This window comes from Streptomyces sp. BK239 (assembly GCF_004217285.1).
Classification (GTDB): Bacteria; Actinomycetota; Actinomycetes; order Streptomycetales; family Streptomycetaceae; genus Streptomyces.
This window is the reverse complement of the sequence record NZ_SHKS01000004.1, coordinates 164,999-191,392: the sequence shown is the minus strand read 5'-3', so window position 1 is coordinate 191,392 and position 26,394 is coordinate 164,999. Positions and strand designations below refer to the sequence as shown.

28 protein-coding genes and 1 riboswitch are annotated in these 26,394 nt (G+C 72.9%); of the genes, 14 read left to right on the top strand and 14 right to left on the bottom strand.

The window, feature by feature from the left end:
- The first annotated feature begins 16 nt into the window (after positions 1 to 16).
- The 4 genes from EV567_RS14385 (at position 17) to EV567_RS14370 (ending at position 3,283) form a co-directional block, all read left to right on the top strand.
- Positions 17 to 745 carry a type 1 glutamine amidotransferase gene (locus tag EV567_RS14385; protein WP_130439944.1) on the top strand — a complete coding sequence of 243 codons (729 nt, stop codon included), beginning with the start codon at positions 17 to 19 and terminating at the stop codon, positions 743 to 745.
- Between the two features lie 214 nt (positions 746 to 959).
- Positions 960 to 1,985, top strand: a complete 1,026-nt coding sequence (locus tag EV567_RS14380) for a 6-phosphofructokinase (protein WP_130439942.1) — start codon at positions 960 to 962, stop codon at positions 1,983 to 1,985.
- 107 nt (positions 1,986 to 2,092) lie between these two features.
- A complete protein-coding gene (locus EV567_RS14375; protein WP_130439940.1) occupies positions 2,093 to 3,043 on the top strand; it encodes a cytochrome c oxidase assembly protein in 951 nt (316 codons plus the stop codon).
- A gap of 69 nt (positions 3,044 to 3,112) precedes the next feature.
- Positions 3,113 to 3,283: a hypothetical protein gene (locus EV567_RS14370; RefSeq protein WP_130439938.1), complete on the top strand. Its 171-nt coding sequence runs from the start codon at positions 3,113 to 3,115 to the stop codon at positions 3,281 to 3,283.
- On the opposite strand, the gene EV567_RS14365 is transcribed toward EV567_RS14370, so the two are convergent.
- The 4 genes from EV567_RS14365 to EV567_RS14350 are packed head-to-tail and all read right to left on the bottom strand — an operon-like array spanning position 3,284 to position 7,377.
- On the bottom strand, positions 3,284 to 4,486 hold the full coding sequence (locus EV567_RS14365; protein ID WP_130439936.1) for a sensor histidine kinase: 1,203 nt from the start codon (positions 4,484 to 4,486) through the stop codon (positions 3,284 to 3,286).
- On the bottom strand, positions 4,483 to 6,207 hold the full coding sequence (locus tag EV567_RS14360; protein WP_130439934.1) for a cation acetate symporter: 1,725 nt from the start codon (positions 6,205 to 6,207) through the stop codon (positions 4,483 to 4,485). Before EV567_RS14360 ends, EV567_RS14365 begins: the two co-directional genes overlap by 4 nt.
- 46 nt (positions 6,208 to 6,253) lie before the next feature.
- A complete protein-coding gene (locus tag EV567_RS14355) occupies positions 6,254 to 6,625 on the bottom strand; it encodes a hypothetical protein (protein ID WP_130439932.1) in 372 nt (123 codons plus the stop codon).
- Positions 6,626 to 6,627: 2 nt separating this feature from the next.
- Complete coding sequence (locus tag EV567_RS14350; protein WP_130439930.1) at positions 6,628 to 7,377, bottom strand: LytTR family DNA-binding domain-containing protein; 750 nt, start codon at positions 7,375 to 7,377, stop codon at positions 6,628 to 6,630.
- Positions 7,378 to 7,480: 103 nt separating this feature from the next.
- Between EV567_RS14350 and EV567_RS14345 the strand changes: the two genes are divergently transcribed.
- The 6 genes from EV567_RS14345 to EV567_RS14320 all read left to right on the top strand — a co-directional run bounded on the left by EV567_RS14345 (position 7,481) and on the right by EV567_RS14320 (position 14,985).
- Positions 7,481 to 7,984 (top strand): Lrp/AsnC family transcriptional regulator, encoded by a 504-nt coding sequence (locus tag EV567_RS14345; RefSeq protein WP_130439928.1) that lies wholly within the window; start codon positions 7,481 to 7,483, stop codon positions 7,982 to 7,984.
- Between the two features lie 164 nt (positions 7,985 to 8,148).
- Entirely contained in the window at positions 8,149 to 8,961 is an 813-nt protein-coding gene (gene ddaH / locus EV567_RS14340; protein WP_130440622.1) for a dimethylargininase, read from the top strand.
- Entirely contained in the window at positions 8,958 to 10,187 is a 1,230-nt protein-coding gene (gene rocD / locus EV567_RS14335; protein WP_130439926.1) for an ornithine--oxo-acid transaminase, read from the top strand. Before ddaH ends, rocD begins: the two co-directional genes overlap by 4 nt.
- A gap of 117 nt (positions 10,188 to 10,304) precedes the next feature.
- Positions 10,305 to 12,767 (top strand): SpoIIE family protein phosphatase, encoded by a 2,463-nt coding sequence (locus tag EV567_RS14330; protein ID WP_130439924.1) that lies wholly within the window; start codon positions 10,305 to 10,307, stop codon positions 12,765 to 12,767.
- Positions 12,768 to 12,857: 90 nt separating this feature from the next.
- Positions 12,858 to 14,102 (top strand): PP2C family protein-serine/threonine phosphatase, encoded by a 1,245-nt coding sequence (locus tag EV567_RS14325; protein ID WP_130439922.1) that lies wholly within the window; start codon positions 12,858 to 12,860, stop codon positions 14,100 to 14,102.
- A 160-nt stretch (positions 14,103 to 14,262) separates the two neighbouring features.
- Positions 14,263 to 14,985 carry a 1-acyl-sn-glycerol-3-phosphate acyltransferase gene (locus EV567_RS14320; RefSeq protein WP_130439920.1) on the top strand — a complete coding sequence of 241 codons (723 nt, stop codon included), beginning with the start codon at positions 14,263 to 14,265 and terminating at the stop codon, positions 14,983 to 14,985.
- 73 nt (positions 14,986 to 15,058) lie between these two features.
- On the opposite strand, the gene EV567_RS14315 is transcribed toward EV567_RS14320, so the two are convergent.
- The 8 genes from EV567_RS14315 to EV567_RS14280 all read right to left on the bottom strand — a co-directional run bounded on the left by EV567_RS14315 (position 15,059) and on the right by EV567_RS14280 (position 22,220).
- Positions 15,059 to 16,684, bottom strand: coding sequence for an alpha/beta hydrolase (locus EV567_RS14315; protein ID WP_130439919.1), 1,626 nt, complete (start codon positions 16,682 to 16,684; stop codon positions 15,059 to 15,061).
- Positions 16,685 to 16,823: 139 nt separating this feature from the next.
- On the bottom strand, positions 16,824 to 17,579 hold the full coding sequence (locus EV567_RS14310) for an urease accessory protein UreD (RefSeq protein ID WP_130439917.1): 756 nt from the start codon (positions 17,577 to 17,579) through the stop codon (positions 16,824 to 16,826).
- A gap of 1 nt (position 17,580) precedes the next feature.
- Positions 17,581 to 18,258 (bottom strand): urease accessory protein UreG, encoded by a 678-nt coding sequence (ureG, locus tag EV567_RS14305; RefSeq protein WP_130439915.1) that lies wholly within the window; start codon positions 18,256 to 18,258, stop codon positions 17,581 to 17,583.
- A 147-nt stretch (positions 18,259 to 18,405) separates the two neighbouring features.
- On the bottom strand, positions 18,406 to 19,080 hold the full coding sequence (locus tag EV567_RS14300) for an urease accessory protein UreF (protein ID WP_130439913.1): 675 nt from the start codon (positions 19,078 to 19,080) through the stop codon (positions 18,406 to 18,408).
- Positions 19,081 to 19,092: 12 nt separating this feature from the next.
- Entirely contained in the window at positions 19,093 to 20,814 is a 1,722-nt protein-coding gene (locus tag EV567_RS14295) for an urease subunit alpha (protein ID WP_130439911.1), read from the bottom strand.
- Entirely contained in the window at positions 20,807 to 21,118 is a 312-nt protein-coding gene (locus EV567_RS14290; protein WP_130439909.1) for an urease subunit beta, read from the bottom strand. The genes EV567_RS14295 and EV567_RS14290 overlap by 8 nt, the downstream gene beginning before the upstream one ends.
- Before the next feature lie 9 nt (positions 21,119 to 21,127).
- Positions 21,128 to 21,430: an urease subunit gamma gene (locus EV567_RS14285; protein WP_130439907.1), complete on the bottom strand. Its 303-nt coding sequence runs from the start codon at positions 21,428 to 21,430 to the stop codon at positions 21,128 to 21,130.
- 127 nt (positions 21,431 to 21,557) lie between these two features.
- Positions 21,558 to 22,220 carry a TetR/AcrR family transcriptional regulator gene (locus EV567_RS14280; RefSeq protein WP_130439905.1) on the bottom strand — a complete coding sequence of 221 codons (663 nt, stop codon included), beginning with the start codon at positions 22,218 to 22,220 and terminating at the stop codon, positions 21,558 to 21,560.
- A 119-nt stretch (positions 22,221 to 22,339) separates the two neighbouring features.
- Here EV567_RS14280 and EV567_RS14275 point away from each other — a divergent pair, with 119 nt between their 5' ends.
- Positions 22,340 to 23,374, top strand: a complete 1,035-nt coding sequence (locus EV567_RS14275) for an ABC transporter permease (protein ID WP_130439903.1) — start codon at positions 22,340 to 22,342, stop codon at positions 23,372 to 23,374.
- Between the two features lie 57 nt (positions 23,375 to 23,431).
- On the opposite strand, the gene EV567_RS14270 is transcribed toward EV567_RS14275, so the two are convergent.
- Positions 23,432 to 23,713 carry a type II toxin-antitoxin system Phd/YefM family antitoxin gene (locus EV567_RS14270; protein ID WP_130439901.1) on the bottom strand — a complete coding sequence of 94 codons (282 nt, stop codon included), beginning with the start codon at positions 23,711 to 23,713 and terminating at the stop codon, positions 23,432 to 23,434.
- 62 nt (positions 23,714 to 23,775) lie between these two features.
- Between EV567_RS14270 and EV567_RS14265 the strand changes: the two genes are divergently transcribed.
- From EV567_RS14265 to EV567_RS14255, 3 genes are all read left to right on the top strand, one after another.
- Entirely contained in the window at positions 23,776 to 24,402 is a 627-nt protein-coding gene (locus EV567_RS14265; RefSeq protein WP_130439899.1) for an ATP-dependent Clp protease proteolytic subunit, read from the top strand.
- A 7-nt stretch (positions 24,403 to 24,409) separates the two neighbouring features.
- The gene (locus tag EV567_RS14260; protein WP_130439897.1) at positions 24,410 to 24,715 is read left to right on the top strand and encodes a hypothetical protein; all 306 of its coding nucleotides are present in this window, start codon (positions 24,410 to 24,412) and stop codon (positions 24,713 to 24,715) included.
- Between the two features lie 367 nt (positions 24,716 to 25,082).
- A riboswitch (cyclic di-AMP (ydaO/yuaA leader) is annotated at positions 25,083 to 25,274 on the top strand.
- Between the two features lie 3 nt (positions 25,275 to 25,277).
- A complete protein-coding gene (locus EV567_RS14255; protein WP_130439895.1) occupies positions 25,278 to 25,751 on the top strand; it encodes a C40 family peptidase in 474 nt (157 codons plus the stop codon).
- Positions 25,752 to 25,796: 45 nt separating this feature from the next.
- Here EV567_RS14255 and EV567_RS14250 read toward each other — a convergent pair whose 3' ends face one another.
- A complete protein-coding gene (locus tag EV567_RS14250) occupies positions 25,797 to 26,255 on the bottom strand; it encodes an ATP-binding protein (RefSeq protein ID WP_130439893.1) in 459 nt (152 codons plus the stop codon).
- Positions 26,256 to 26,394 lie beyond the last annotated feature (139 nt).

Genomic DNA, 26,394 nt, shown 5'->3' with positions numbered 1-26,394 from the left:
GAGGGACGATCACTTGATGAGCGACAACCAGCTGCGGGTCGTCTGGATCTACCCGGACCTCCTCAGCACATACGGCGACCAGGGCAACGTCCTGGTCGTGGAACGCCGGGCGCGGCAGCGCGGCCTGGACGTGGCACGCCTGGACGTGCGCAGCGACCAGCCGATCCCCACCTCCGGCGACATCTACCTGATCGGCGGCGGCGAGGACCGTCCGCAGCGGCTCGCGGCCGAGCGGCTGCGCCGCGACGGGCACCTGTACCAGGCGGTGCAGAACGGCGCGATCGTGTTCGCGGTGTGCGCCGGCTACCAGATCCTCGGCCAGGAGTTCGTCAACGACCTCGGGCAGCGCGAGCCGGGCCTCGGCCTGCTCGACGTCACCACCACGCGCGGCGAGGGCGATCGGTGCGTCGGCGACGTGCTGGCCGACATCGACCCCCGCCTCGGGCTGCCGCCGCTGACCGGGTTCGAGAACCACCAGGGCATCACCCACCTCGGCCCCACGGCGCGCCCGCTCGCACGCGTGCAGCTCGGCCGGGGCAACGGCACGGGCGACGGCACCGAAGGCGCGTACAACGACACGGTGTTCGGCACGTACATGCACGGCCCGGTGCTGGCCCGCAACCCGCTCATCGCGGACCTGCTGCTGAAGCTGGCGCTCGACGTGAACGCGCTCCCGCCGATCGACGACCGCTGGTACGAGGCGCTCCGCAACGAGCGCATCGCCTCCGCGCAGCAGCCTGCCTGAGCACTGGCGCGCGGCCACCTGTCCGACGGTGTGTTCACCTGCTCTTCAGGGCAGCGTCAGCAGCCCGTCTGACGGTGCATCCGCACAGGTGAGCGGGCACGTCCAGCAGGCGGACGTGTGCTTCGGCCCCGCCCCCTCCTGCCGCTAGGGTGGCGGGGTTCGAGCCGGACAGCGTGGTCCGGACCCGGCCCCCATGGAGAAGGTTTATCGGGCTATGCGCATTGGTGTCCTCACGTCCGGCGGCGACTGCCCCGGCCTGAACGCCGTCATCCGGTCCGTCGTGCACCGTGCCGTCGCCGACCACGGCGACGAGGTCATCGGCTTCCGGGACGGCTGGAAAGGCCTCCTGGAATGCGACTACCTCAAGCTCGACCTCGACGCGGTGGGCGGCATCCTCGCCCGCGGCGGAACCATCCTCGGCTCCTCCCGTGTCCAGCCCTCCCATCTGCGGGACGGCGTGGAGCGGGCGAAGGGCCACGTCGAGGAGCTCGGCCTCGACGCCGTCATCCCGATCGGCGGTGAGGGCACGCTCAAGGCGGCCCGGTTGATGTCGGACGCCGGGCTGCCCGTCGTGGGCGTGCCCAAGACCATCGACAACGACATCGCCGTCACCGACGTCACCTTCGGCTTCGACACCGCCGTCGGTGTCGCCACGGAGGCCCTCGACCGGCTGAAGACCACCGCGGAGTCGCACCAGCGGGTGCTCGTCGTGGAGGTCATGGGGCGGCACACCGGCTGGATAGCGCTGCACTCCGGCATGGCGGCAGGCGCGCACGCCATCGTCGTTCCGGAGCGTCCGTTCGACGTCGAGGAGCTGGCCCGGCGGGTCGGGGAGCGCTTCGAGGCGGGCAAGCGGTTCGCGATCGTCGTGGCGGCGGAGGGCGCCAAGCCCAAGCCGGGCAGCATGGCCTTCGACGAGGGCGGCAAGGACATCTACGGCCACGAGCGGTTCGCGGGGATCGCCCGGCAGCTGTCGGTCGAGCTGGAGTCCCGGCTCGGCAAGGAGGCCCGGCCGGTGATCCTCGGGCACGTGCAGCGGGGCGGGACGCCGACGGCGTACGACCGGGTGCTCGCGACCCGCTTCGGGTGGCACGCCGTGGAGGCGGTGCACCGCGGCGAGTTCGGACGGATGACGGCTCTGCGCGGCACGGACATCGTGATGGTGCCGCTGGCGGAGGCCGTGGAGACGCTGAAGACCGTGCCGGTCGAGCGGTACGAGGAGGCCGAGACCGTGCTGTGACGGCGACGCCTGTCAGAGCTGCCCCCGGTGACGGAGATCGCCGGGGGCAGCTCTAGTCTTGGGGGGCTGGAATCGTACGAACCCCCCACGAATCAGGAGCCGGCGCAATGGATCACAGCGGGCACGGCACGACCATGGATCTGCCGCCGTTCACGCTGGGGCGGGGTCTTCACTGGTCGGCGGACCCGTTCTTCCTCGTCGCCTGTCTGGTGGGGCTGGGCCTGTACGCGTGGGGCGTGCTGCGGCTGCGGCGGCGCGGGGACGCGTGGCCCGTCGGGCGGACCGTGTCGTACGTCGCCGGTGTGCTGACCATCGGGCTGATGATGTGCACCCGGCTGAACGACTACGGCATGGTCATGTTCAGCGTGCACATGGTGCAGCACATGGTGATCAGCATGCTCTCGCCGATCCTCCTCCTGCTCGGCGCTCCGATCACGCTGGCGCTGCGCGCGCTGCCGACGGCGGGCCGGGGCCGCAAGGGGCCGCGTGAGCTGCTGCTGAAGCTGCTGCACAGCCGGTACATGCGGATCGTCACCCATCCCGCGTTCACGATCCCGCTGTTCATCGCGAGTCTGTACGCGCTGTACTTCACGCCCGTCTTCGACTTCCTGATGGGTTCCAGGGCGGGCCACGTCGGGATGATGGTGCACTTCCTCGCCGTGGGCGTGGTCTTCTTCTGGCCGATCATGGGCGTGGACCCGGGGCCCAACCGGCCCGGCTACCTGATGCGGATGCTGGAGCTGTTCGCCGGCATGCCGTTCCACGCGTTCTTCGGCATCGCGTTGATGATGGCGACCGCGCCGATGGTGAAGTCGTTCGAGAACCCGCCCGCCTCCCTCGGCATCGACCCGCTCTCGGACCAGAACGCGGCCGGCGGCATCGCCTGGGCGTTCAGCGAGATCCCCTCAGTGCTGGTGCTGATCGCGCTGCTGTTCCAGTGGTACCGCTCGGAGCAGCGCCAGGCCAAGCGCAAGGACCGGGCCGCCGACCGTGACGGCGACCAGGAGCTGGAGGCCTACAACGCTTATCTGGCCTCCTTGAACGCACGCCGGGGCTGACGGGGCCGAACCGAGGCACCATGGAGGGGGACACGCCCTGAGGAGGGTGTGCCGGAGGAGGGTGCCGCGATGCCCGGTTCCACGGACGGTTCGACGAAGACCATGGGGGTGCTCACCCTCGGCGGTCTCGTCGTGGTCACCGCCTACACGGTGGCGCTCGGCAGCAACGGCTGGCTGTGGTTCGGCTGGGTCGTGCTCGGACTGGTCACGCTCGCCCTGGTGGTGACACGCGCGAGCTGATCACTGCTCGGGGCGGGCGGCGGAGTGCACGCCGGGCTGGTACTTCGGCAGCCGTGCGGTGATCTTCATGCCCGCCCCGGGCGCCGTCTCGATGACCAGGCCGTGGTCGTCGCCGTACACCTGGCGGAGCCGGTCGTCGACGTTGGACAGTCCGATGCCGCCGGAGGGGCTGACCTCCCCCGCGAGGATGCGGCGCAGCAGGTCGGGGTCCATGCCGGCCCCGTCGTCCTCGATGACGACGAGGGCCTCGGCGCCGGTGTCCTGGGCGGTGATCCGGATGTGACAGGTGCCGGCCTTGCCCTCCAGGCCGTGCTTGACGGCGTTCTCCACCAGGGGCTGGAGGCAGAGGAAGGGCAGCGTGACCGGGAGCACCTCGGGGGCGATCTGAAGGGTGACGGCTAGGCGGTCGCCGAAGCGGGCGCGGACCAGCGCCAGGTAGTGGTCGATGGCGTGGAGTTCGTCGGCGAGGGTGGTGAAGTCGCCGTGCCGGCGGAACGAGTAGCGGGTGAAGTCGGCGAACTCCAGCAGCAGCTCGCGGGCGCGTTCGGGGTCGGTGCGCACGAACGAGGCGATCACCGCGAGCGAGTTGAAGATGAAGTGCGGGGAGATCTGGGCGCGCAGGGCCTTGATCTCGGCCTCGATGAGCCGGGTGCGGGACCGGTCGAGGTCGGCCAGTTCCAGCTGGACGCTGACCCAGCGGGCCACCTCGCCGGCTGCGCGGACGAGGACGGCGGACTCGCGGGGCGCGCAGGCGACGAGGGCTCCGTGGACCCGGTCGTCCACGGTGAGCGGGGCGACGACGGCCCAGCGGACGGGGCAGTCGGGGGTGCGGCAGGTCAGCGGGAAGGCCTCGCCGCGGCCGGTGTCCAGCGGGCCGGCCAGCCGGGCCATGATCTCCCGGCGGTGGTGCGCGCCGACGCCGTCCCAGACCAGGACCTGCCGGTGGTCGGTGAGGCACAGGGCGTCGGTGCCGAGGAGGGTGCGCAGCCGGCGGGCGGATCTGCGGGCGGTCTCCTCGGTGAGGCCGGCCCTGAGCGGGGGCGCGGCGAGGGAGGCGGTGTGCAGGGTCTCGAAGGTGGCGTGCTCGACGGGGGTGCCGAGGCCGCCGAGGCTCTCGGGGCGGGCGGTGCGCCGGCCGAGCCAGAAGCCGGCGGCGAGGAAGGGCAGGATCGCGATGCACAGGCCCGCGAGGAAGCCGCTCACGCTCTCACCTCCCGCAGTTCCTCGGCGCGCAGTTCCTCGGGCAGGTGGAAGCGGGCCAGGATCGCCGCCGTACCGGCCGGGACCCTGGCCGGGGTGGCCAGGGAGACGAGGATCATGGTGAGGAAGCCCAGGGGCACGGACCACAGGGCGGGCCAGGCCAGCAGGGCGTGCGGGGTGCCGGTCACGGGCAGGCCCGCCATGGTCGCGGCGACGGCGGCGAAGGCGGAGCCGCCGCCGACGAGCATCCCGGCGGCGGCGCCGGGCGGGGTGAGCCGCCGCCACCAGATGCCGAGGACGAGCAGCGGGCAGAACGAGGACGCGGAGACGGCGAAGGCCAGCCCCACCGCGTCGGCCACCGGGAGTCCGCCGACCAGCAGGCTCGCCGCGAGGGGCACCGCCATGGCCAGTGTGGTGCCCAGCCGGAAGTGGCCGACGCCCCGGGCGGGCAGTACGTCCTGGGCGAGGACGCCGGCCACGGCCATGGTCAGGCCCGACGCGGTCGACAGGAACGCGGCGAAGGCCCCGCCGGCGACCAGCGCGCCCAGCAGGTCCCCGCCGAGGCCGCCGATCACGCGGTCCGGCAGCAGGAGGACGGCGGCGTCGGCGTCGCCGGTGAGGGCGAGCTCCGGGGCGTAGAGGCGGCCCAGGGCGCCGTAGAGGGGCGGCAGCACGTAGAAGCCGCCGACGAGGGCGAGGACCGCGACGGTGGTGCGGCGGGCGGCGACGCCGTGCGGGCTGGTGTAGAAGCGGACGACGACGTGCGGCAGGCCCATGGTGCCGAGGAAGGTGGCGAGGATCAGCCCGTACGTGGCGTACAGGGGGCGTTCCTCGCGGCCGGCGGCGAGGGAGGTGGACATGCCGCCGCCGTCGCCCCGGCCGGCGGCGGGGACGGCGGAGCCCTCGGGGAAGGTGAGGCGCGTGCCGCCCTCGACGCGGTGGACGCCGGCGGCGAGGCGGAGCTCTGCGGCCTCGTGGCGGCGGCCGTCGACGGCGCCGGTCACCGTCACGGCGAGGGGCGCCGCCAGCCGGAGGTCGAGGGTGTCGTCGACGCGGACGGTGCGCTGTTCGCGGAAGGCGGGCGGTTCGGCGAAGGCGTGCCGGGGGGCGCCGTCGCCCTGCCAGGCGAGGACCAGGAAGAGGGCCGGGACGAGCAGGGCGGTGAGCTTGAGCCAGTACTGGAAGGCCTGCACGAAGGTGATGCTGCGCATGCCGCCGGCGGCGACGGTCGCGGTGACGACGACGGCGACGATCAGTCCGCCGAGTGAGTCGGGCGCTCCGGTGAGGACCGTCAACGTCAGTCCGGCGCCCTGGAGTTGGGGCAGCAGGTAGAGCCAGCCGACGCCGACGACGAACGCGCCGGCGAGGCGTCTGACGGCCGGGGAGGCGAGGCGTGCCTCGGCGAAGTCGGGGAGGGTGTAGGCGCCGGAGCGGCGCAGCGGGGCGGCGACGAAGAGGAGCAGGACGAGGTAGCCGGCGGTGTAGCCGACCGGGTACCAGAGCATGTCGGGGCCCTGGACGAGAACCAGTCCGGCGATGCCGAGGAAGGAGGCGGCGGAGAGGTATTCACCGCTGATGGCGGCGGCGTTGAGGCGGGGGCCGACGGTGCGGGAGGCGACGTAGAAGTCGGAGGTGGTGCGGGAGATGCGCAGGCCGAAGGCGCCGACGAGGACCGTCGCCACGACGACGAGGGCGACGGCGGGCACGGCGAACGTGGGGTTCATCGGGCGACGGCCCCCCGGTCGCCCGGTGCCGGGCCGTGTCGGGGGTTCATCGGTCCTCGACCAGGCGCACCAGGTCGCGTTCGTTGCGTTCGGCGCGGCGGACGTACCAGCGGGCGAGCAGGATCAGCGGGACCTGAAGGCCGAAGCCGAGGACCGCCCACTGGAGGCGGCGGGCGTCGGGCAGCGCGGCGAACAGCAGGGGCAGTGGGCCGACGAGGAGGGCGAGGACGGCGAACGCGGTGAGGGCGGCGCGCAGTTGGGTGCGCATGAGGGAGCGGACGTAGGTGTGGCCGAGGGTGGTCTGCTCGGCTATCTCGGTACGCGGGCGGTGGTGGTCGAGGGCGCGCCGGCCGCGCCGGTTGCCGCGGCGGGGCGGGCCGGTGACGACGACGCGGCGCTCGGCGGGGTCCTGCGGCACGGCTACGGCCTCCTCATCAGCAGGTCGCGCAGCTCACGGGCGTGACGGCGGCTGACCTGGAGTTCCTCGCCGCCGGCGACGACGCTGACCGTGCCCGCGTCCAGGCGGAGCTCGCCTATGTGGCGCAGGGCGACGAGGTGGCGGCGGTGGATGCGGACGAAGCCGCGGGCGCGCCAGCGTTCCTCCAGGGTGGACAGCGGGATCCGTACGAGGTGGCTGCCGCGGTCGGTGTGCAGCCTGGCGTAGTCGCCGCGGGCCTCGACGTGGGTGATGTCGTCGACGGCGACGAACCGGGTCACGCCGCCGAGTTCGACGGGTATGTGGTCGGGGTCGGGTTCGTGGACGGGTATGCGGGGGGTCGCGTCGCGCAGTTCGGCGGCCCGGCGCACCGCTTCGGCGAGGCGTTCCCTGCGGACGGGTTTGAGGACGTAGTCGACGGCCTTGAGGTCGAAGGCCTGGACGGCGAAGTCCTCGTGGGCGGTGACGAACACGACCAACGGCGGGCGGGCGAACCCGGTGAGAAGCCGGGCCAGGTCGAGGCCGTCGAGGCCGGGCATCTGGATGTCGAGGAAGACGACGTCGACGGCCTCCGGGCCCCCGGGGCCGGACTCCAGCGCGCGGTTGATCCGGCGCAGCGCCTCGGTCGCGTCACCGGCGCCCTCCACGCTGCCGATCCGGGGGTCGGCGTCGAGGAGGTACAACAGTTCCTCCAGCGAGGGACGTTCGTCGTCGACGGCGAGGACACGCAGCATGGACGTGGAGTCTAGGCGCGATCGCGGGGCCTGGACATGGACCGGATGTGGACGTGTCCGCCGGATGCGGTTCCGGGCCGCGGCCGCTCGGTACAGTCCCCGCATGAACAGCGGACCCGCCCTCTTCGACGAGCTCGACCGGAAGATCCTCACCGCGCTGATGGCGAACGCCCGGACGAGTTTCGCCGAGATCGGTACGGCGATCGGGCTGTCGGCGACGGCGGTCAAGCGGCGGGTGGACCGGCTGCGGGAGTCGGGGGTGATCACCGGGTTCACGGCCACGGTGAAGCCGTCGGCGCTGGGATGGCGTACGGAGGCGTACGTGGAGGTGTACTGCGAGGGGGCCGCGCCGCCGCGGCGGCTGGCGGAGGTGGTGCGCAACCATCCGGAGATCACCGCGGCGATGACGGTGACGGGCGGCGCGGACGCGTTGCTGCACGTGCGGGCGCGGGACGTGCAGCACTTCGAGGAGGTGCTGGAGCGGATCCGGGTGGAGCCGTTCATCCGCAAGACGATCAGTGTGATGGTGCTGTCGCACCTGCTGCCGGAGAGCCCGGAGGCCGGCGCCACCCATGCCGCCCCGGACGACGCAGCAGAAATGCGCTGAGCGACCTCGACACGCAGTGATCGTGCGTTGACACGCAGCACTCGTCGCTTGTCGGGCGTCCCTCTCGCTTCCTACCGTGGTGTCAACCCCACGTCGACACCGGCGACGCCGGTGGAGCGCCGTGGGAGACAGCGAAGCGGAGGGACCCCTCTGTGACCGACACCGTGACCGGCGCCCGTACGCCCCGCTCCAGGCGCTTCCTGGTCTGCGAACCCAGACACTTCGCCGTGCGGTACGCCATCAACCCGTGGATGCGTCCCGACACCCCCGTCGACGTCGACCTCGCGCGGGAGCAGTGGCAGTCGCTGATCCGCGCCTACCGCGCCCACGGCCACACCGTGGACTCCGTGGAGCCGGCCCCCGGCCTGCCCGACATGGTCTTCGCGGCGAACTCCGCGGTCGTCGTCGGCGGCCGGGTGTTCGGCTCGCTGTTCCACGCGCCGGAGCGGCGCGGCGAGTCCGCCCACTACGACACCTGGTTCCAGGCGGCGGGTTACGAGGTCCACCGGCCCCGGTCCGTGTGCGAGGGCGAGGGCGACCTGGTGTGGACGGGCCGGTACGTGCTCGCCGGCACCGGGTTCCGCACGACCCGGGAGGCGCACCGGGAGGCGCAGGAGTTCTTCGGCCACCCGGTGATCAGCCTGACGCTGGTCGATCCGCACTTCTACCACCTGGACACGGCGTTGTTCGTCCTCGACGACGAGAACGTCTCCTACTATCCGGAAGCGTTCTCGCCGGGCAGCCGGGCGGTGCTGGCGCGGCTGTACCCGGACGCGGTGCTCGCCACCCGTGACGACGCGTTCGCGTTCGGCCTGAACTCCGTGTCCGACGGCCGTCATGTGTTCATCGCCCCGCGGGCCGAGGCCCTCGCCGCGCGTCTGGAGGAGCGCGGTTACGTCCCCGTCCCCGTCGACCTGTCCGAGTTCCAGAAGGCCGGCGGTGGCATCAAGTGCTGCACTCAGGAGATCCGTTCATGACCGCTCCCGCCCGTGTCACCGCCCCCGCGCGCACCTCCGCCGAGCTGATCAGGGCCGAGGAGCCCGTCCTCGCGCACAACTACCACCCGCTGCCCGTGGTGGTGGCCCGCGCCGAGGGGGCGTGGGTGGAGGACGTGGAGGGCCGCCGGTATCTCGACATGCTGGCCGGCTACTCGGCGCTGAACTTCGGCCACCGGCACCCGGCGCTGGTGGAGGCGGCGCACCGCCAGCTGGACCGGCTGACGCTGACGTCCCGCGCGTTCCACAACGACCGGCTCGCCGAGTTCGCCGAGCGGCTGGCGGGGCTGACCGGGCTGGACATGGTGCTGCCCATGAACACCGGCGCGGAGGCCGTCGAGAGCGGCGTCAAGGTGGCCCGCAAGTGGGCGTACGAGGTGAAGGGCGTGCCGGCCGACCGGGCGACGATCGTGGTCGCCGCGGACAACTTCCACGGCCGTACGACGACGATCGTGAGCTTCTCGACGGACGAGACGGCGCGGTCGGGGTTCGGTCCGTTCACGCCGGGCTTCCGGATCGTGCCGTACAACGACCTCGCGGCGCTGGAGGAGGCGGTCGACGAGACGACGGCGGCGGTGCTGATCGAGCCCATCCAGGGCGAGGCCGGTGTGGTGATCCCCGACGACGGCTACCTGACGGGGGTGCGGGAGCTGACCCGCCGGAAGGGCGCCCTGTTCATCGCGGACGAGATCCAGTCGGGCCTCGGCCGGACGGGGCGGACGCTGGCGGTGGAGCACGAGGGGGTCGTCCCCGACGTGGTGCTGCTGGGCAAGGCGCTGGGCGGCGGGATCGTGCCGGTGTCGGCGGTGGTGGCGCGGCGGGACGTGCTGGGCGTGCTGCGTCCGGGCGAGCACGGGTCGACGTTCGGCGGCAACCCGCTGGCGGCGGCCGTGGGCACGGCGGTGGTGGAGCTGCTGGAGGCGGGGGTGTTCCAGCGGCGGGCGGCGGAGCTGGGGACGGTACTGCGGGAGGGCCTGGCCGCTCTGGTCGGCCGGGGCGTCGTCGGCTTCCGCGCGCGCGGGCTGTGGGCGGGGGTCGACGTGGACCCGGCGGTGGGGACGGGACGGGAGATCGGGGAGCGGCTGCTGCGGGAGGGCGTCCTGGTGAAGGACACCCACGGTTCGACGATCCGGCTGGCCCCGCCCCTGACGATCACCGAGGAGGAGCTGACGGCGGCGCTGGGATCACTGGCCAGGGTGCTCGCATAAGGGCTCCCCACCGGAAGGGAATCTTCCACTTCTCTCACCTGGCATGCGGCGCCGGTGAGCAGGGTGAAGACGGGGGCCGGAGATGGTAGACCACTCTCAGCGACAGAGAGGTCAGCCGTGGGCTCACACGACGAGGACGGCGCCGCCCGTCGGGGATTCGACGTGGCGGACGCCGCGCCGCTGCTGCTCGACGCGCGGGGCGTGGTGACCAGTTGGACCAGGGACGCCGAGCGCCTGCTGGGGTACACGGGCGACGAGGCGGTGGGCAAGGACCTGGCCGGGCTGCTGACCGTCGGGGACGCCGGGCGGGTGCCGGACGTCCTGGAGCGGTGCCGGCGGGACGGCGGGTGGGCGGGGCTGCTGTCCGCCCGCCGCAAGGACCAGGAGCCGCTGCCGGTGATGGCGCGGATCACCTCGGCCGACGAGCCCGGCGGCCCGGTCCGCTGGCTGGCGCTGCTCAACGAGATCGGGGGCGCGCCCGGCTGGAGCATGAGCCGCCCGGTGCTGGAGCAGATGGTGGACGGTGCTCCGGTGGGCATCGCGGTCGTCGACACCGATCTGCGGTTCGTGTGGTCGAACGCGGCGCTCAGCCGGTTCGGCGGCGGGCCGCCCGAGCGCCGGCTCGGGCTGCGGCTGGCCGACGTGCAGCCCGGCTTCGACGCCCGGGCGGTCGAGGCGCAGATGCGGCACGTCCTCGACACCGGTGAGCCGGTCCTCGGGTACGAGCACGTGGGACGGCTGTGCGCCGCCCCGCACCGGGAGACGGCGCACATGCTGTCGTTCACCCGGCTCGACGACGAGCACGGCCGTCCGATGGGCGTCTACTACACGGTCGTGGACATCACCGACCGCCATCGCGCCCGGCAGCGTCTGGCGCTGCTGGACCGGGCCGGCCGGCGCATCGGCCGCGGTCTGGACATCGCGCGGACGGCCCAGGAGCTGGCCGAGGTGGCGGTGCCGGGGTTCGCGGACGCCGTCGCCGTGGATCTCCTGGAGGCGGTGTTCCGGGGCGCGGAGCCCGGTGCGCGGCAGACGGCGAGGCCCGGCGGGTCCGTGGCCCTGCGGCGGGCCGGACGGCGGCCGGGCGGCGCGCCCGGCGAGCGGGAGGGCGCGGCGGAGGCAGCCGGGGACGTGGTCGTCGTCTACCGCGGGGACTCGCCGCCCGTGCGCGCTCTGGCCTCGGGGCAGCCGTGGAGCGTCGAGCGGTTCACGGACGAGGACGACGCGTGGGGTCCGGCACTCCCGGCGGTGGGCGGCGACGGGGGACCGCCCAGCGTGCTCGTCGTACCGGTGCGGGCGCGCGGCGCCACGCTCGGCGTGACCACGTTCCTGCGCCGCGGCACGCAGGAACCTTTCAGCAAGGACGACGTCGCCCTCGCGGAGGACCTGGTGTCGCGGGCGGCGGTCTGCGTGGACAACGCCCGCCGCTACAGCCGTGAGCGGGACGCGGCGTTGGCGCTCCAGCGCAGTCTCCTCCCCCACCGGCTGCCCGGGCAGGACGCGGTGGAGGCGGCCGCCTGCTACCGGCCGGCCGACGAGCTGACCGGCCTGGGCGGCGACTGGTACGACCTGATCCCGTTGTCGGGGGCGCGTGTGGCCCTCGTCGTGGGCGAGGCGCCGGGGCACGGCATCGACGCTGCCGCGGCGATGGGCCGGCTGCGCACCGCCGTGCGGACGCTGGCCGCCCTGGACCTGCCGCCCGAGGAGGTCCTGGCCCGGCTGGACGACCTGGTGGGCAGCCGGGCGCACGAGGAGGACGGCGACGCGGACGCCGACGACGGGGGCGGCGGGCAGACGGTGGGATCGGGGTGTCTCTACGTCGTCTACGACCCCGTGGACGGGCGGTGCGCCATGGCCGCCGCCGGGCACCCCGCGCCGGCCCTGGTGGGGACCGACGGGAGAGTCACCTTCGTCGACCTGCCGCAGGGGCCGCCGCTCGGCGTGGGCGGCCCGCCGTTCGAGGCGGCGGAGCTGGTGCTGCCGGAGGGCACCACGCTGGCGCTGCACACGGACGGGCTGATGGCCCGGGGCGGCGAGCGGTGGGCGCTCGACACGGACCGGACCAGGCTGCGGCAGGCCCTTCAGGTGCGGACGGCGTCCCTCGACCTGAGCTGCCGGAGCGTGATCGACGCGCTCGTCCCGGCCCGCCCGCACGACGACGTGGCCCTGTTGATGGCCCGTACCCGGCGGCTGCCGGCCGACCGGGTCGCGGTCTGGGAGCTGCCCGCCGACCCGGTAGCCGTCGCCGACGCCCGCAAGGCGGCGACGCGCCGGCTGGCCGACTGGGAGCTGGAGGAGCTGTCGTTCACGACCGAACTGGTCGTCAGCGAGCTGGTCACCAACGCCATCCGGTACGCCGTCGGCCCGATCCGGCTGCGGCTGATCCGCGGGCGTGCGCTGGTGTGCGAGGTCCACGACGGCGGCGCGACCGCGCCCCGCCTGCGCCATCCGCGCACGACGGACGAGGGCGGCCGTGGGCTGCTGCTGGTCTCTCAGCTCACCCGGCGCTGGGGCACCCGGTTCACCCCCGAGGGGAAGATCATCTGGGCGGAGCAGCCCCTGACCTCGCCCGACGCGTGACCTGACGCCGCCCCGGCCCTTCTCTGCCCGGGAACCCGTGTCCCACTCCCATGAGAAAATGACGCAAAAGCGGCAGATGGGGCACGGGTGATGAACGACACGGAGATCGACTACGCGGCGGTGTTCCAGGCCCTGCCGGGGATGGTCGCCCTGCTGACCCCGCAACTGGTGTACGCCGACGCCAACGAGGAGTTCCTGCGGGTGGCGGGGCGCCGGCGCGAGCAGATGATCGGCCGCCATGTCTTCGAGGTCTTCCCGGACAACCCCCACGACCCCGCCGCGAGCGGCATGCGCAACCTGGAGGCCTCGCTGCACCGCGTGCTGGCCACCGGCGAACGCGACGCCATGGCCCTCCAGCGCTACGACGTCGAGTCACACGACCGGCCCGGGGAGTGGGAGGAGCGCTACTGGAGCCCCGTCAACGCGCCGGTGCTCGGGCCCGACGGGTCCGTGGCGCTGGTCGTGCACCGAGTGGAGGAGGTGACGGAGCTGATCCGCGCCCGCGGCGGCCGCGGGACCGACGGCCGGGCCCCGACCCGGTCCCGGGTGCTGGAGGCCGAGCTGTACACCAGGGCCCGCGAGCTCCAGGAACTCAACGAGCGCCTGCGGCTGGCCCATGCCCGCGAGCGCGAGGTGGCCCTAGCCCTCCAGGAGGCGATGCTGCCCGCGCACACCCAGGTACGGCACATCGGAGCCGCCGTGCGCTACCGGCCCGCGGTCGGCGCGCTCAACGTCTGCGGGGACTGGTACGACCTGGTGGACCTGGTCGGCGGACGCCGTGTCGGCGTGTCCGTGGGGGATGTCGTGGGGCACGGCCTGGAGGCCGCCGGGGTGATGGGCCAACTGCGCAGCGCGCTGAGCGCCACCTCCCGGGTCGCCGTGGGACCCGCCCAGGCTCTGGACGTCCTCGGCCGGTACGCCCATGTCGTGGACGGCGCCGAGTCGGCCACCGCGGTCACCACGTTCATCGACTTCGACCACCACACCATCGCCTACAGCAGCGCCGGCCATCCCCCGCCGGTGCTCGTACACGCCGACGGCCGGGTGGAGTTCCTCGACCGGGCCACCGACCCCCCGCTGGACGCCCGCCCCGACCCGGTCCCCCGCCCTCAGGCGACCACCTCCTTCGACCCGGGCGCTACCCTCGCGCTGTACACCGACGGCCTGGTGGAGCGCCGCCACGAGGACCTGGACACCGGCCTGACCCGCCTCGCCGACTCCCTCGCCCGCCACCGAGCCGAGGACCCCGAGACCCTCGCCGACGCGGTACTCCTGGAACTCCTCCCCCACGGAGGCGCGACGGACGACACGGCGCTGGTGATCGTGCGGTTGTGACCCTTCGTGACGGGCCGTTCGGCCTCGGCCGGGCCGTCGGCGTCGGGGGGTCTCACGTGACCTGGAAAGTCCCGTGGCGTTCCCGGGGTTGCTGGGGGGCGGGCGGGAGCAGGACCCTGTTCAGATGGCCGTTCGCCGATCCGCGGAGTGAGGAGCAACCTTGTTCTATCGCGTGCTCAAGTACGTCTTGCTCGGGCCCCTGCTGAGACTGGTCTTCCGGCCGCGGATCGAAGGTCTTGAGCACGTGCCGGACTCCGGAGCGGCCATCGTCGCGGGCAATCACCTCTCGTTCTCCGACCACTTCCTCATGCCGGCGATCCTCAAGCGGCGCATCACGTTCCTCGCCAAGGCCGAGTACTTCACCGGCCCCGGGATCAAGGGGCGGCTCACGGCGGCCTTCTTCCGCAGCGCGGGGCAGATCCCCGTCGACCGCTCCGGCAAGGAGGCCGGGCAGGCGGCGATCCGTGAGGGGCTGGGGGTGCTGAGCAAGGGCGAGCTGCTGGGCATCTACCCCGAGGGCACCCGCTCGCACGACGGCCGCCTCTACAAGGGAAAGGTCGGCGTGGCGGTGATGGCCCTGAAGGCGGGGGTGCCGGTCGTGCCGTGCGCGATGATCGGCACCTTCGAGGCGCAGCCGCCCGGCAAGGTGATCCCCCACGTCCACCCGGTGGCCATCCGCTTCGGCGAGCCCCTCGACTTCTCCCGCTACGCCGGGATGGAGAACGAGAAGGCCGTGCTGCGCGCGATCACCGACGAGATCATGTACGCGATCCTGACGCTGTCCGGGCAGGAGTACGTCGACCAGTACGCCGCCGTGGTCAAGGCGGAGGAGGCCGCGGCGAAGGAGAAGGCGCGCAAGTTCCCGCGGCTGCCGCTCAGCTGACCCATCGTGAGGCACGGAAGAGGGGCGGCCCGGATCACTCCGGGCCGCCCCCTTCCGTGTCCGCGAGCGGTGCTTACGGCTTGGGCGTGGCGTGCGGGGCGCAGGTCACGTCCGCCCCGTCCAGCTCGCCCGTGAGGAGGTAGGCGTCCACCCGGGTGTTGATGCAGGAGTTGACCAGGCTGGTCACACCGTGGGAGCCGGCGTTCTTCTCGGTGATCAGGCGCGAGCCCTCGAAGCGCTTGTGCAGTTCGACGGCGCCGCCGTAGGGAGTGGCCGCGTCCCGCTCGGACTGCACGATGAGCACCGGCGGCAGGTCCTTGTGGCTCTTGACGTTCACCGGGGTCTGCTGCTTGGCCGGCCAGAAGGCGCAGGGCAGGTTCATCCAGGCGTTGGCCCAGGTCATGAACGGGTGGTCCTTGTGCAGCCGGGTGTTGTCCCGGTTCCACGTCCGCCAGTTCGTCGGCCACTTGGCGTCGGCGCACTCGACGGCCGTGTAGACGGCGTTGCCGTTCTCGGAGGTGATGTTGCCGGCGGTGTCCGTGAGGTCGGGGGCCGCCGCGTCGACGAGGGCCTGGGTGTCACCGGCGACGTACTTGCTGAAGACGGTGGCGACCGGGATCCACGAGGAGTCGTAGTACGGGGCGCTCTGGAAGAAGGAGATCAGCTCGGCCGGGCCGACGACCCCGCCGATGGGGCTCTTCTTGGCGGCGGCGCGCAGGGAGAGCCACTTGGCCTGGACGGCGTCGCGGGTGGCGCCGAGGTGGAAGGTCGCGTCGTTGGCGGCGACCCAGTCCTGCCAGTCCTTCCAGCGGCCCTCGAAGGCGACGTCCTGGTCCAGGTTGGCCTGGTACCAGATCTTCTCCTTGGACGGGTCGACGACGCTGTCGACGATCATCCGGCGGACGTGGCCCGGGAACAGCGTGCCGTAGACGGCCCCGAGGTAGGTGCCGTAGGAGACGCCGAGGAAGTTGAGCTTCTTCTCACCGAGGGCGGCGCGGATGACGTCCATGTCGCGCACGGTGTTCGGCGTGGTCATGTGGGGCAGCATCTCGCCGCTGCGCTCGGCGCAGCCCTCGGCGTACTCGCGGGCGAGCTTGATGTGGGCGAGCTTGTCGGCCTCGCTGTCGGGGACCGGGTCGCCCTTGGGCGCCTTGACGAACTCCGTCGGGTCGGCGCACGAGATGGGCGCGGACTTGCCGACGCCGCGCGGGTCGAAGCCGACGAAGTCGTAGGCCTTGGCGACGTTGGCCCACACGGGCGCCTTGGTGGTGACCCGGCGCGGGAAGCGCAGGCCGGAACCGCCGGGGCCGCCCGGGTTGTAGACGAGGGCGCCCTGGCGCTCCTCCTTCGTGCCGGTGTTGCCGATGCGGTCGACGGCCAGCTTGATCTGCTTGCCGTCGGGCTTGGCGTAGTCGAGCGGGACGGTGACCCAGCCGCACTGGATCGGCTTCTCCAGGCCCCAGTCGGCGGGGCAGTCCCGCCAGTCGACGCCGGCCGCGGCGGCGCGCTCCGCGGCGATGGCGGCGCCTCGCATCTCCCGGTCCTGACCGGTCTGACCGGTCTGCGCGCTCTGCCCGCTCGCCGTGCCGGCCGCGCTCGCGGTGGGCGCTGCGACCGCGCCGGCGATCAGCGTGGCGGCGACGAGCGCGCCGGCCGAGCCGAGTGCCGCGGTCCGCCTGTTCGGTCGTATGTCCCTCAAGTGGGAATCTCCCGTGTCTGGTTGTGACAGTCACCGGGGATCCTCGCGGCTGTGAGGCCGCTGGGAACAGGTGTCGCCGACGTTCTTTGCCAATCCGATAACCGGAGAAGCGCGCCCGCTGAACGGATGAACGCCCGGATCAGACAACCCGGTTGAGGGCTTCGTCCAGCAGCCGCCGCAGGCGCAGGCCGTCCGGGGCGACGGCGGTCACCAGCGCGGCCGGCCCGGCGAGCGGCATGAGCGCGGCGCCGTCCCCGAGGCTTTCCGCCGGCACCGGCCGATCCGCGAACTCCGGCCGCACCAGCACGATCTGTCCGACCGCTCGGTTGCCACCGAGCACCGCGGGTCCGTCCCAGCCACCGGGCGCCCCGGGCCCGCAGGCCAACTCCTGGTCGAGCACGGCCCGTCCGCCGACCCGTACGACGAGACGGCTGGCGAGCCGCCCCGGTTCCTCCCCCGCCCGACCGAGCACCTGCTCTTCACGCAGCACCAGCCGCGCCCCGGGCGCGAGGTCGGCGCGGGTGACGACCTGCAGGTCGCTGCCCCGGGCGGAGATCAACGGCTCGGGCAGCCAGTGCAGTTCGCCGCCGTCGGCGACGTCGATCCGTACGTCGTACCTGGCCTCGTCCTTGGTCTGGCCCGGCAGCGCGATCGTGGCGGCGGCGGAGCCGACGCGCAGCCGGGCGCCGCTGTCGACGACGGTCTCCACCGCGAAGCGGTCACCGCCGAGTGGCCCGCTCATCGCCCCGACGAGCACGACCCGGGCCTCACCTCCCGGGTCCGCGCGGGTGCGCCGCAACGCGAGCGGACCGTCGCTCTCCAGGACGGGCAGCGAGGTCCCCCCGCGGCCGTCTGCCACCGCCCGGATCCGCGCGGTGGCACGTACACCGCTCATGTCACGCCGTCCACGCGGCGAGCCGCGCCCGCACCCACGCGGCCACGTCGGCCACCCCGGTCTCGCTCCGCAACGACTGGAAGACGACGGGCAGTTCGGCGCGCTGCGCCTTGGCGTCGGCGGCCATCCGGGCGAGGTCGGAGCCGACGTACGGCGCGAGGTCGGTCTTGTTGACGACGAGCAGGTCGGCGGTGGTCACGCCCGGGCCGCCCTTGCGGGGGATGTCGTCCCCGCCGGCCACGTCGATGACGAAGATCTGCGCGTCCACCAGCCCCTTGGAGAAGGTGGCGGTCAGATTGTCCCCGCCGGACTCCACCAGCACGAGGTCGAGCGGCCCGACCGCGTCCTCCAGGTCCTCCACCGCTTCGAGGTTGGCGGAGATGTCGTCCCGGATCGCGGTGTGCGGGCAGGCTCCCGTCTCGACGGCCGTGATCCGCTCGGGCGGCAGCACCGCCTCCCGCAGCAGGAACTCGGCGTCCTCACGGGTGTAGATGTCGTTGGTGACGACGGCGAGCGCCAACTCGTCCCGCAGCGCCCGGCAGAGCGCGGCGACGGTGGCGGTCTTCCCCGACCCGACGGGACCACCGAGCCCGATCCGCAGAGCCCTGCGCCCCCCGTCGGCCCGCCGGGCGTCGGCACTGACGGCGGCAGGACCGTCATGAGAATGATCAAGATGCATGTACGACTCCTCCTAGGCGAGTTTTCCAGCCCGTCTGGGGGTCCCCCCTCTGGGGGAGTTTGAGGACGAGGCCCGTCCAGGGCCGACAGCGGGGGGTTCGGGGGGCGCAAGCCCCCGAGGGACGGGACGGGCGGGGGCGAAACCCCTCTACGAGGCGAACAACCGCACGGACCACTCCGCATGCACCTCCGCCCCGATCTCCAGCAGCGGCGCGGAAGCAGACGGAAGCACCCCCACCCCCTCCCCCAGGACGGCCGCCCCCGCGGACACGGCCAAATCCACCACCCGGTCGAGCGACGGCGCCAGCCGCGCCAGCACCCCGGTCGCCTCGAACGGATCCAGACTCAGCAGCCGCACCACAGCCGACGCCGGCCCGCTCACACTCTCGTACACCGCGCAGTACGCGGCGTCCTCGGGCCCCAGCCCCGCCGAGCGGGCCGCAAGCCCGAGCACCACCGCCTGGTGCGCGCCCCTGGGGAACTGACGTGCCACGGCGTCGAGTTCGGCGCCGGGCCAAGCCGCGCGAGCGGCCCGCATCAACTGGCGGCCCAGCTTCCGGGCGACCAGCCGCAGCGCCGGCGACGGCGTCCGCGCGTCCGCGGCGGCGTCCAGCTCCGCCGGGTCCGCCCCGGCCGCAGCCGCCGCGGCGAGCGCCGCCGCCACCAGGCCCGCCGTGTGCAACCGCCCCCGGCAGAAGGCCTCCAGAGACGCCGCGTCGGTGATCCGCCCCGCCTTCACGGCCTCCTCCGCCCCGCCGGAGTGGGCGTGCCCGCCGGCGGGGAAGCGGCCGTCGGCGAGGACCAGAAGCGCTGCCCGTGTCATGTCGTCACACCGTCAGAAGAGGAAGTAGCGCTGGGCCATGGGCAGTTCGGCCGCCGGTGCTGCCTCGACGAGTTCGCCGTCGACGCGCACGGCGAAACTGTCGGGGTCCACCTCCACGCGCGGCCGGGCGTCGTTCTCCCGCATGTCCGCCTTGGTGACGCCGCGCGTCGAGTCGATGGCGACGAACCTCTTGCCGAGCTGAAGCCGCTCCGGCAGCCCGTCCTCGATCGCGAGCGGCGCCACGAAGTTGAACGAGTTGGCCGCCGGGGCCCGCCCCGTCGCCCCGTACATCGGCCGGGGCAGGATCGGCTGCGGGGTCGGGATGGAGGCGTTGGCATCGCCCATCTGCGCGTACGCGATCTGCCCGCCCTTGATGACGAGGTGCGGCTTGACGCCGAAGAACGCGGGCTCCCACAGCACGAGGTCGGCGAGTTTGCCGGTCTCCACCGACCCGATCTCCCGCGCGAGCCCCTGCGCGAGCGCCGGGTTGATCGTGTACTTGGCGACATAGCGCCGCACCCGCCGGTTGTCGGCACGCCCGTCGCCGGGCAGCGCGCCCCGCCGCCGCTTCATCACGTGCGCCGTCTGCCAGGTCCGCATGACGACCTCGCCGACCCGTCCCATGGCCTGGGAGTCGGAGGAGATGATCGAGATGGCGCCGAGGTCGTGCAGGACGTCCTCCGCCCCGATCGTCGAGGGGCGGATGCGGGACTCGGCGAAGGCGAGGTCCTCGGGGACGGCCGGGTTGAGGTGGTGGCACACCATCAGCATGTCGAGGTGTTCCTCGGCGGTGTTCACCGTGAACGGCCGTGTCGGGTTGGTCGAACTGGGCAGCACGTGCGGTTCGGAGACGACGGTCATGATGTCCGGCGCGTGCCCGCCGCCCGCGCCCTCGGTGTGGTAGGCGTGGATGCCGCGTCCGGCGATCGCGGCGAGCGTGTCGCCCACGAAACCGGCCTCGTTGAGGGTGTCCGTGTGGATGGCGACCTGGATGCCGGTCCGCTCGGCGACGGTCAGCGAGGCGTCGATGACGGCCGGCGTGGACCCCCAGTCCTCGTGCAGCTTCAGGCCCAGCGCCCCTCCCCGGATCTGGGACAGCATCGCCTCGTGCGAGACGGTGTTGCCCTTGCCGAGGAAGCCGATGTTCAGCGGGTACTGCTCCATCGCCTCCAGCATGCGGGCCAGATGCCAGGGGCCCGGCGTCACGGTCGTCGCCTTGGAGCCCTCCGCCGGTCCGGTGCCGCCGCCGACCAGCGTGGTGACGCCCGAGGCGAGGGCCTCGTCGGCGATCTGCGGGCAGATGAAGTGGACGTGCGCGTCGATCGCGCCGGCGGTGAGGATGCGGCCGTTGCCGGCGATGACCTCGGTCTCGGGGCCGATGACCAGGTCGGGGTGCACGCCGTCCATGGTGTCGGGGTTGCCGGCCTTGCCGATGCCGGTGATGCGCCCGTCGCGGATGCCGACGTCGGCCTTGACGATCCCCCAGTGGTCGATGACGACGGCGCCGGTGACGACGGTGTCGGGCGTGCCCTCCGCCCGGGTGGCCCGGGACTGGCCCATGGACTCGCGGATGACCTTGCCGCCGCCGAACACCGCCTCGTCGCCGGCGAGTCCGGGCCCGCCGCAGCGGTCCTCCTCGATCTCGACGAGCAGATCGGTGTCGGCGAGCCGGATGCGGTCGCCGGTGGTCGGGCCGAACAGGTCGGCGTACGCGGGGCGGGAGATCTCAGGCATCGAGGGGGCCTCCGGTCTCACCGCGCAGACCGGGCACCACTCGGGCGCCGGTGAGCGGTACGAGGGTCACGTCGACGGGCAGGCCGGGCTCGAAGCGCACCGCGGTCCCGGCGGCGACGTTCAGCCGCTTGCCCCGGGCGGCGGCCCGGTCGAACTCCAGGCCGGGGTTGGCCTCGGCGAAGTGGTAGTGGGAGCCCACCTGCACGGGCCGGTCGGCGGTGTTGAGCACGGTGAGCCGGGTGACCTCGCGGCCCTCGTTGTACACGATCGGGTCCTCGCCGAAGAGGATCTCGCCGGGAATCATCGAGCCCCCTCAGACGATCGGGTCGTGGACGGTGACGAGTTTGGTGCCGTCCGGGAAGGTCGCCTCCACCTGGACGTCGTGGATCATCTCGGGCACGCCGTCCATGACGTCGTCGCGGGTGAGGATCTTGCGGCCGGAGGCCATCAGCTCGGCGACCGTGCGGCCGTCCCGCGCGCCTTCGAGGATGTGCGAGGTGATGAGGGCCACCGCCTCGGGATGGTTGAGCCTGAGTCCGCGGGCCCGGCGCTTCTCGGCGACGTCGGCCGCCACGTGGATCAGCAGCCTCTCCTGCTCGTGCGGGGTCAGTCGCACCTTCCCACCTCACATCCTCGCTCCGGACCGTGCGGGGCCCGGCTGCCGCGGCCACGGGCGACGCGCCTGGTGGCGTGGAGGGGCAGGCTAGTTGGACCGCGTTTCGCGGACGTTAACCATGCTGTGATCATCCGGCGTCCGGCGCGGCGCCTCGCGTGGCGTCCGGCCCGCTCCCGCCGCCGGGCATGCTCATCAGCGCGCGCAGTCCGTCCCGCAGGACGTCCACGGGGGCGGGGCCGAACAACGACTGCTGCGCGATGAAGCCGAGCACGCAGGCGATCATGGTGCGGGCCACGCGGTCCGGTTCGACGTCCGCGCGCATCCGTCCGTCCTTTTGGTACGCCTCCGCGACACGGCCCCATGCCGCGCGCACCGAGCTGTAGCCCTCGCTCAGGACGGCGGCGAGGTTCTCGTTGCGCGGGATCTCCGACCACACCTGGACCACCAGACGCGGGAAGGCGGGGACGCCGTCGAGGACGAGGCCGGCCCGCGCGGCGAGGGTGCGCTCCAGGACGACGGCGACGAGGGCGTCGGGGGGCGGGGGCGGGCCCTGTTCGGCGGCCGCCTCGAAGGCGCCGCGGACCTCGCCGAGCACCTCGGAGACGATCGCGGCGATCAGCTCCTCCTTGCCGCTGAAGTAGCGGTACACCGCGCCGGCCGACAGGTCTGCCTCCTTCAGCACGTCCTGCATCGACGTGGCGTGGAAGCCGTTGCGGGCGAAGCAGAGCGCCGCGGCGTCGAGGATCTGCCGGCGGCGGGCGTCGAGGTGGGCCTGGGATACACGTGCCATGGCCACAAGGTAAAACGAACGTTCCTTCTTGACAAGCGGTGACCCGGAGTCGCACGGTGGGAGCGGAAACAAAACGAACGATCCTTCTTTTTATCCGCCCCGTCTCCAGAGGTGACCCCATGTCCACCGCAACCGCACCCTCCCCCCGGCTCTCCGGACCCAGCGGGCCGTCCGCCCGGCGTGTGATCGCGGTCGTCGTCCTCGTCCCGCTCCTCGCCGCCCTCGCCCTGTGGGCCTTCGCCTGGCCCGCCGCCCGCACCGCGCCCCGCGACCTGCCGCTCGGGGTGGCGGGACCGGCGGCCGCGGTGACACAGATGGAGAAGGAACTCGCGGCGCACCAGGGCGCCTTCGAGATCCACCGCTACGCGGACGAGGCCGAGGCCCGAGCCGCAGTCGAGGGCCGCACGGTGTACGGCGCGGTCGTCGCGACCCCCCGGGGCCCGGAGCTGCTCACCGCGTCCGCCGCGAGTCCGGTCGTCGCCCAGCTGCTCCAGCAGGCGGTGACGCGGCAGGCCGCCACCCATGGGGCCGAGGCGCGGGTGGTGGACGTGGTCGCCGCCCCGGCGAAGGACCCGCGGGGCGCAGCCCTCGGCGCGAGCGTGCTGCCGCTGGCGCTGTCCGGGATCGCCGCGGGCGCGGCGGTGACCGTGCTGGGGCTGCGCGGGGTGCGAGCGGCGACCGCCCTTGTGGGCGCGGCGGCTCTGGTCGGCCTGGCCGGGGCGGGGATCGCGCACAGCTGGCTCGGAGTGCTCGCAGGCGACTGGTGGGCGGAGGCCGGGACGCTCGCACTGTCGACGCTGGCGGTGAGCGCGGGCGTCGCCGGGTGCGCCGCCCTGCTGGGCCCGGCGGGGATCGGCCTCGTGGCACTGACGGTGATGTTCATCGGCAACGCGTTCTCCGGCGCGGCGTCGGCCCCGCAGATGCTGCCCGAGCCGGCCGGGGCGATCGGCCGTTGGCTGCCCCCCGGGGCGGGGACGACGATGCTGCGCTCGGTGTCGTTCTTCGACGGAGCCGCGGCGACCGGGCCCGCCCTGACGCTCACATGGTGGGCCGTGCTGGGGATCGGCGCGGTGCTGGTCGGCGACCTGCTGCGCAACCGGACGGAGCACCGCACTCCGGCCGCGGGCGAGCGGGAGCCCGTCCTCGCGAGCTGACGCCCCGTCCGCCGCCCGGGTGCGAGCACCCTTGAGGCCCGGTCTTCCTGGAAGTTCTCAGGAGGCGCCGGGCCTTCGGTGTTCCGCGGCGATGCCGAACCGTCGCTGTTCGCGGGGAGCGGACGGCGCCGGGTCGCGGACGGTGGAGACCGAGCTGATCACCTGCTCCTCGGCCGGCGCGTCGAGCGCGTCCAGCCGCTCCAGATCGGCGGCGGAGACCAGGGCGACCAGCGGCTTCCCGTGCCGCGTCACGACGACGCGCTCACCGCCGTACACCACCCGGTTGATCAGGTCGGCGAGTTCGGCCCGGGCTTGTGTCACCGGAATCTCGTAGGCCATGACCCCATTCTAACGTCACGTACATGCTGTACGTTCTGTACAGAACAGAAGGAGGGGCACCCATGACCCGACCGCTCGCCCGCCATGTCCTGCCCGAGTTCACCGAACGCACCGGCACCGGGTTCAGGACCCTGGATCCGTACTCGAAGCTCCTGGAGGGGCGGATCGTCCTGCTGGGGACGCCGGTCGACGACACCGCGGCGAACGACGTGATGGCCCAGCTCATGTACCTGGAGCACCGGGACCCGGACCGTGACGTCTCGCTGTACCTCAACTCCACCGGCGGTTCGTTCAGCGCGATGACGGCCCTCTACGACACGCTCCGGTACGTGGGCTGCGACGTGGCGACCACCTGCCTCGGCCAGGTCGGCGCCCACGCGGCCGTGCTCCTGGCGGCCGGCGCGCCCGGCAAGCGGTACCTGCTGCCGGGGGCCAGGGTGGTGCTCGGCCAGCCGGCGCTGCCGGAGCCGGTGCGGGGGCAGCCCAGCGACCTGGCGATCCAGGCCGAGGAGCTGGTCCGCACCCGCACCCTGATGGAGGAGCTGCTCGCACGGCACACCGGGCGCAGCCCGCGGCAGGTGGCCGCGGACCTCGAACGGGACCAGGTCCTCGACGCGCGGGAGGCCGTGGCGTACGGACTGGCGGACGGGATCGTGCCGGCCCGCCGGACCGGCCCGGACGCGAGGTGAGCCGCCGATGCTGCCCGAACTGCCGCCGCTGCCCGCTCTGACCCGCGCGGAGGCCGAGCTGATCGACGGTTACCTGGAGGCGGTCGACCTGCTCGGCCGCATCAACCCCGCCCGCCATGGGGACACCTACCGTGGACTGCGCGCGGCCCAGGCGCTCGTGGGCCGGGCGGTGGCGCTGCGGGACGCCCTGACGCTGATGCACCGGCGGGGCGAGCACGAACTGCACGCGCCGACGCTGGCGCGGGCGCTGCGCGTGCTGGACGGGGAGCGCAGGGCGGCGCGTGTCACGGTGCCGCCGCTCCCGGACGGCTGACGGGGCGCCCGTCGGACCCGGACGGGCGGCCCGGCGCGCCCCGCGTCCGACCCGGAGCCGAAACGGACCAAATGGCGTACGGCTGTTCGGAGGAGTTGTCGCTGCTCCCTATGGCCCCTTGCGGTTGCGCGCCGGGGCCGCCCCGCGGGCGACGCGAAGGATTCCGGTGCTGGTCGGAGGCTTACGGCGGCCGGACATCTGATCGATCATCAGCTTGTTCACCCGAACAGGTGAGTGGTGAGTAACCCCACAAATACTCGGTTCCGTTGGGATTTTCGGACATCGGTAGGCCAAGATCCCTGACTGACGACAAGACCCCGCCACAAGCGGCGGGGCGATCCGCGCGGACGCCGAGTCCTGCCGCCGTTCGGATGACAGGTCGACAGAAGTGCATCGGCAGGAGTGGAGGACCCAAGCACGACGGGTCGCCGGCACGGTCGTCTCCGCACTGGAGGCGCCGGGTCGAGCAGCCCTTGGGGTGAAGCCGCGCGAGCGGCCGGGCAACTTTGTCAGCCCGAATCCGACAGGTCATCCTTCACAGGCGGCTGACGAAGGGTTGCGCATGACTGCGCTCAATCGTGTCCCGTCGCTCATGGCCCGGGCCGGTACGGCCTCGGCGTTCGCCATCGCCGCCGTCGGCGGCTCGATCATGGTTCCGGGCGTCGCCGCCGACGCCGCGGCCGCCACCCCGGCGACGAAGGCACTCCAGGTCGCGGCCTCGAAGAAGGGATCCCCGTACAAGTACGGCGCCACCGGCCCGAACAGGTTCGACTGCTCCGGGCTGACGATGTACTCGTACAAGAAGGCGGGCAAGACGCTGCCCCGCACGGCGGCCCAGCAGTACAACAAGACGCGCCACATCGGGGCGTCCGGCCGCAAGGCCGGGGACCTGGTGTTCTTCCACTCGGGGTCGAACGTCTACCACGTCGGGATCTACGCCGGTAACGGCAAGATCTGGCACTCGCCGAAGACGGGCGACGTGGTGCGGCTCCAGAAGATCTGGACCAAGAGCGTCTGGTACGGCCGGGTCAAGTAGTCCCGCTCGACGGCCCCTGCCGGCCGCCAGGGCCTGTCCGGCGCGTCATGCCGCGGGCGCGGGGCTCGGCGGGACCGGTTCCGCCGGGAGGGCCCACGGAAGCTCGATCGACACCGTCTTGCCGCCCTCCCGGGTGGGGCGGACGTGGAGTCTGCCGCCGTGCTCCGCGGTGAGACAGCGGATGATCACCATGCCCCGGCCGTTGTCCTGCTGGACAGCGGCCGGCAGGCGTCTGGGGAAGCGGGGGTGGCTGTCGGTGACGCCGATGCGCAGGCGCTCGTCCCGGTCGAGCACGAGGTCCACCGTGAACGTGGGCGACAGCCCGAAGGTGTGCTGAACGGCGTTGGTGGCCAGTTCGGAGACGATGAGGCGGATGGTGTCGGAGACGTCCGCGTCCGCCGGCAGTCCCCACTCCCCCAGGGTGTCGAGTGCGAAGGCGCGGGCCGTGGACACCGAAGCGGGATCGCTCGGCAGAGTGAGGGAGGCTTCCAGATGGTCTGCCATGGCGACGTCGTCCCTTTCCCACGGGACCGGAGTCCGACACGGTGCGGATGGTTCGATTACGGTCCCGGACTGGTGCTTCGCCGCCAGAGTGCCATCACCGCGTCGCGCCCGGGTGGCGATCCACCAAGAAGTGCATATA

Bases quoted from the DNA above. Each gene is read 5' to 3' on its own strand.
- EV567_RS14250 (WP_130439893.1), bottom strand. From the start codon at position 26,255: ATGGCAGACCATCTGGAAGCCTCCCTCACTCTGCCGAGCGATCCCGCT.
- EV567_RS14280 (WP_130439905.1), bottom strand. From the start codon at position 22,220: ATGGCACGTGTATCCCAGGCCCACCTCGACGCCCGCCGCCGGCAGATC.
- EV567_RS14295 (WP_130439911.1), bottom strand. From the start codon at position 20,814: ATGCCTGAGATCTCCCGCCCCGCGTACGCCGACCTGTTCGGCCCGACC.
- EV567_RS14380 (WP_130439942.1), top strand. From the start codon at position 960: ATGCGCATTGGTGTCCTCACGTCCGGCGGCGACTGCCCCGGCCTGAAC.
- EV567_RS14275 (WP_130439903.1), top strand. From the start codon at position 22,340: ATGTCCACCGCAACCGCACCCTCCCCCCGGCTCTCCGGACCCAGCGGG.
- EV567_RS14270 (WP_130439901.1), bottom strand. From the start codon at position 23,713: ATGGCCTACGAGATTCCGGTGACACAAGCCCGGGCCGAACTCGCCGAC.
- EV567_RS14325 (WP_130439922.1), top strand. From the start codon at position 12,858: ATGAACGACACGGAGATCGACTACGCGGCGGTGTTCCAGGCCCTGCCG.
- EV567_RS14350 (WP_130439930.1), bottom strand. From the start codon at position 7,377: ATGCTGCGTGTCCTCGCCGTCGACGACGAACGTCCCTCGCTGGAGGAA.
- EV567_RS14300 (WP_130439913.1), bottom strand. From the start codon at position 19,080: ATGACACGGGCAGCGCTTCTGGTCCTCGCCGACGGCCGCTTCCCCGCC.
- EV567_RS14370 (WP_130439938.1), top strand. From the start codon at position 3,113: ATGCCCGGTTCCACGGACGGTTCGACGAAGACCATGGGGGTGCTCACC.
- ureG (WP_130439915.1), bottom strand. From the start codon at position 18,258: ATGCATCTTGATCATTCTCATGACGGTCCTGCCGCCGTCAGTGCCGAC.
- EV567_RS14385 (WP_130439944.1), top strand. From the start codon at position 17: ATGAGCGACAACCAGCTGCGGGTCGTCTGGATCTACCCGGACCTCCTC.
- EV567_RS14255 (WP_130439895.1), top strand. From the start codon at position 25,278: ATGACTGCGCTCAATCGTGTCCCGTCGCTCATGGCCCGGGCCGGTACG.
- rocD (WP_130439926.1), top strand. From the start codon at position 8,958: ATGACCGCTCCCGCCCGTGTCACCGCCCCCGCGCGCACCTCCGCCGAG.
- EV567_RS14265 (WP_130439899.1), top strand. From the start codon at position 23,776: ATGACCCGACCGCTCGCCCGCCATGTCCTGCCCGAGTTCACCGAACGC.
- EV567_RS14310 (WP_130439917.1), bottom strand. From the start codon at position 17,579: ATGAGCGGTGTACGTGCCACCGCGCGGATCCGGGCGGTGGCAGACGGC.
- EV567_RS14360 (WP_130439934.1), bottom strand. From the start codon at position 6,207: ATGAACCCCACGTTCGCCGTGCCCGCCGTCGCCCTCGTCGTCGTGGCG.
- EV567_RS14290 (WP_130439909.1), bottom strand. From the start codon at position 21,118: ATGATTCCCGGCGAGATCCTCTTCGGCGAGGACCCGATCGTGTACAAC.
- EV567_RS14260 (WP_130439897.1), top strand. From the start codon at position 24,410: ATGCTGCCCGAACTGCCGCCGCTGCCCGCTCTGACCCGCGCGGAGGCC.
- EV567_RS14375 (WP_130439940.1), top strand. From the start codon at position 2,093: ATGGATCACAGCGGGCACGGCACGACCATGGATCTGCCGCCGTTCACG.
- EV567_RS14345 (WP_130439928.1), top strand. From the start codon at position 7,481: ATGAACAGCGGACCCGCCCTCTTCGACGAGCTCGACCGGAAGATCCTC.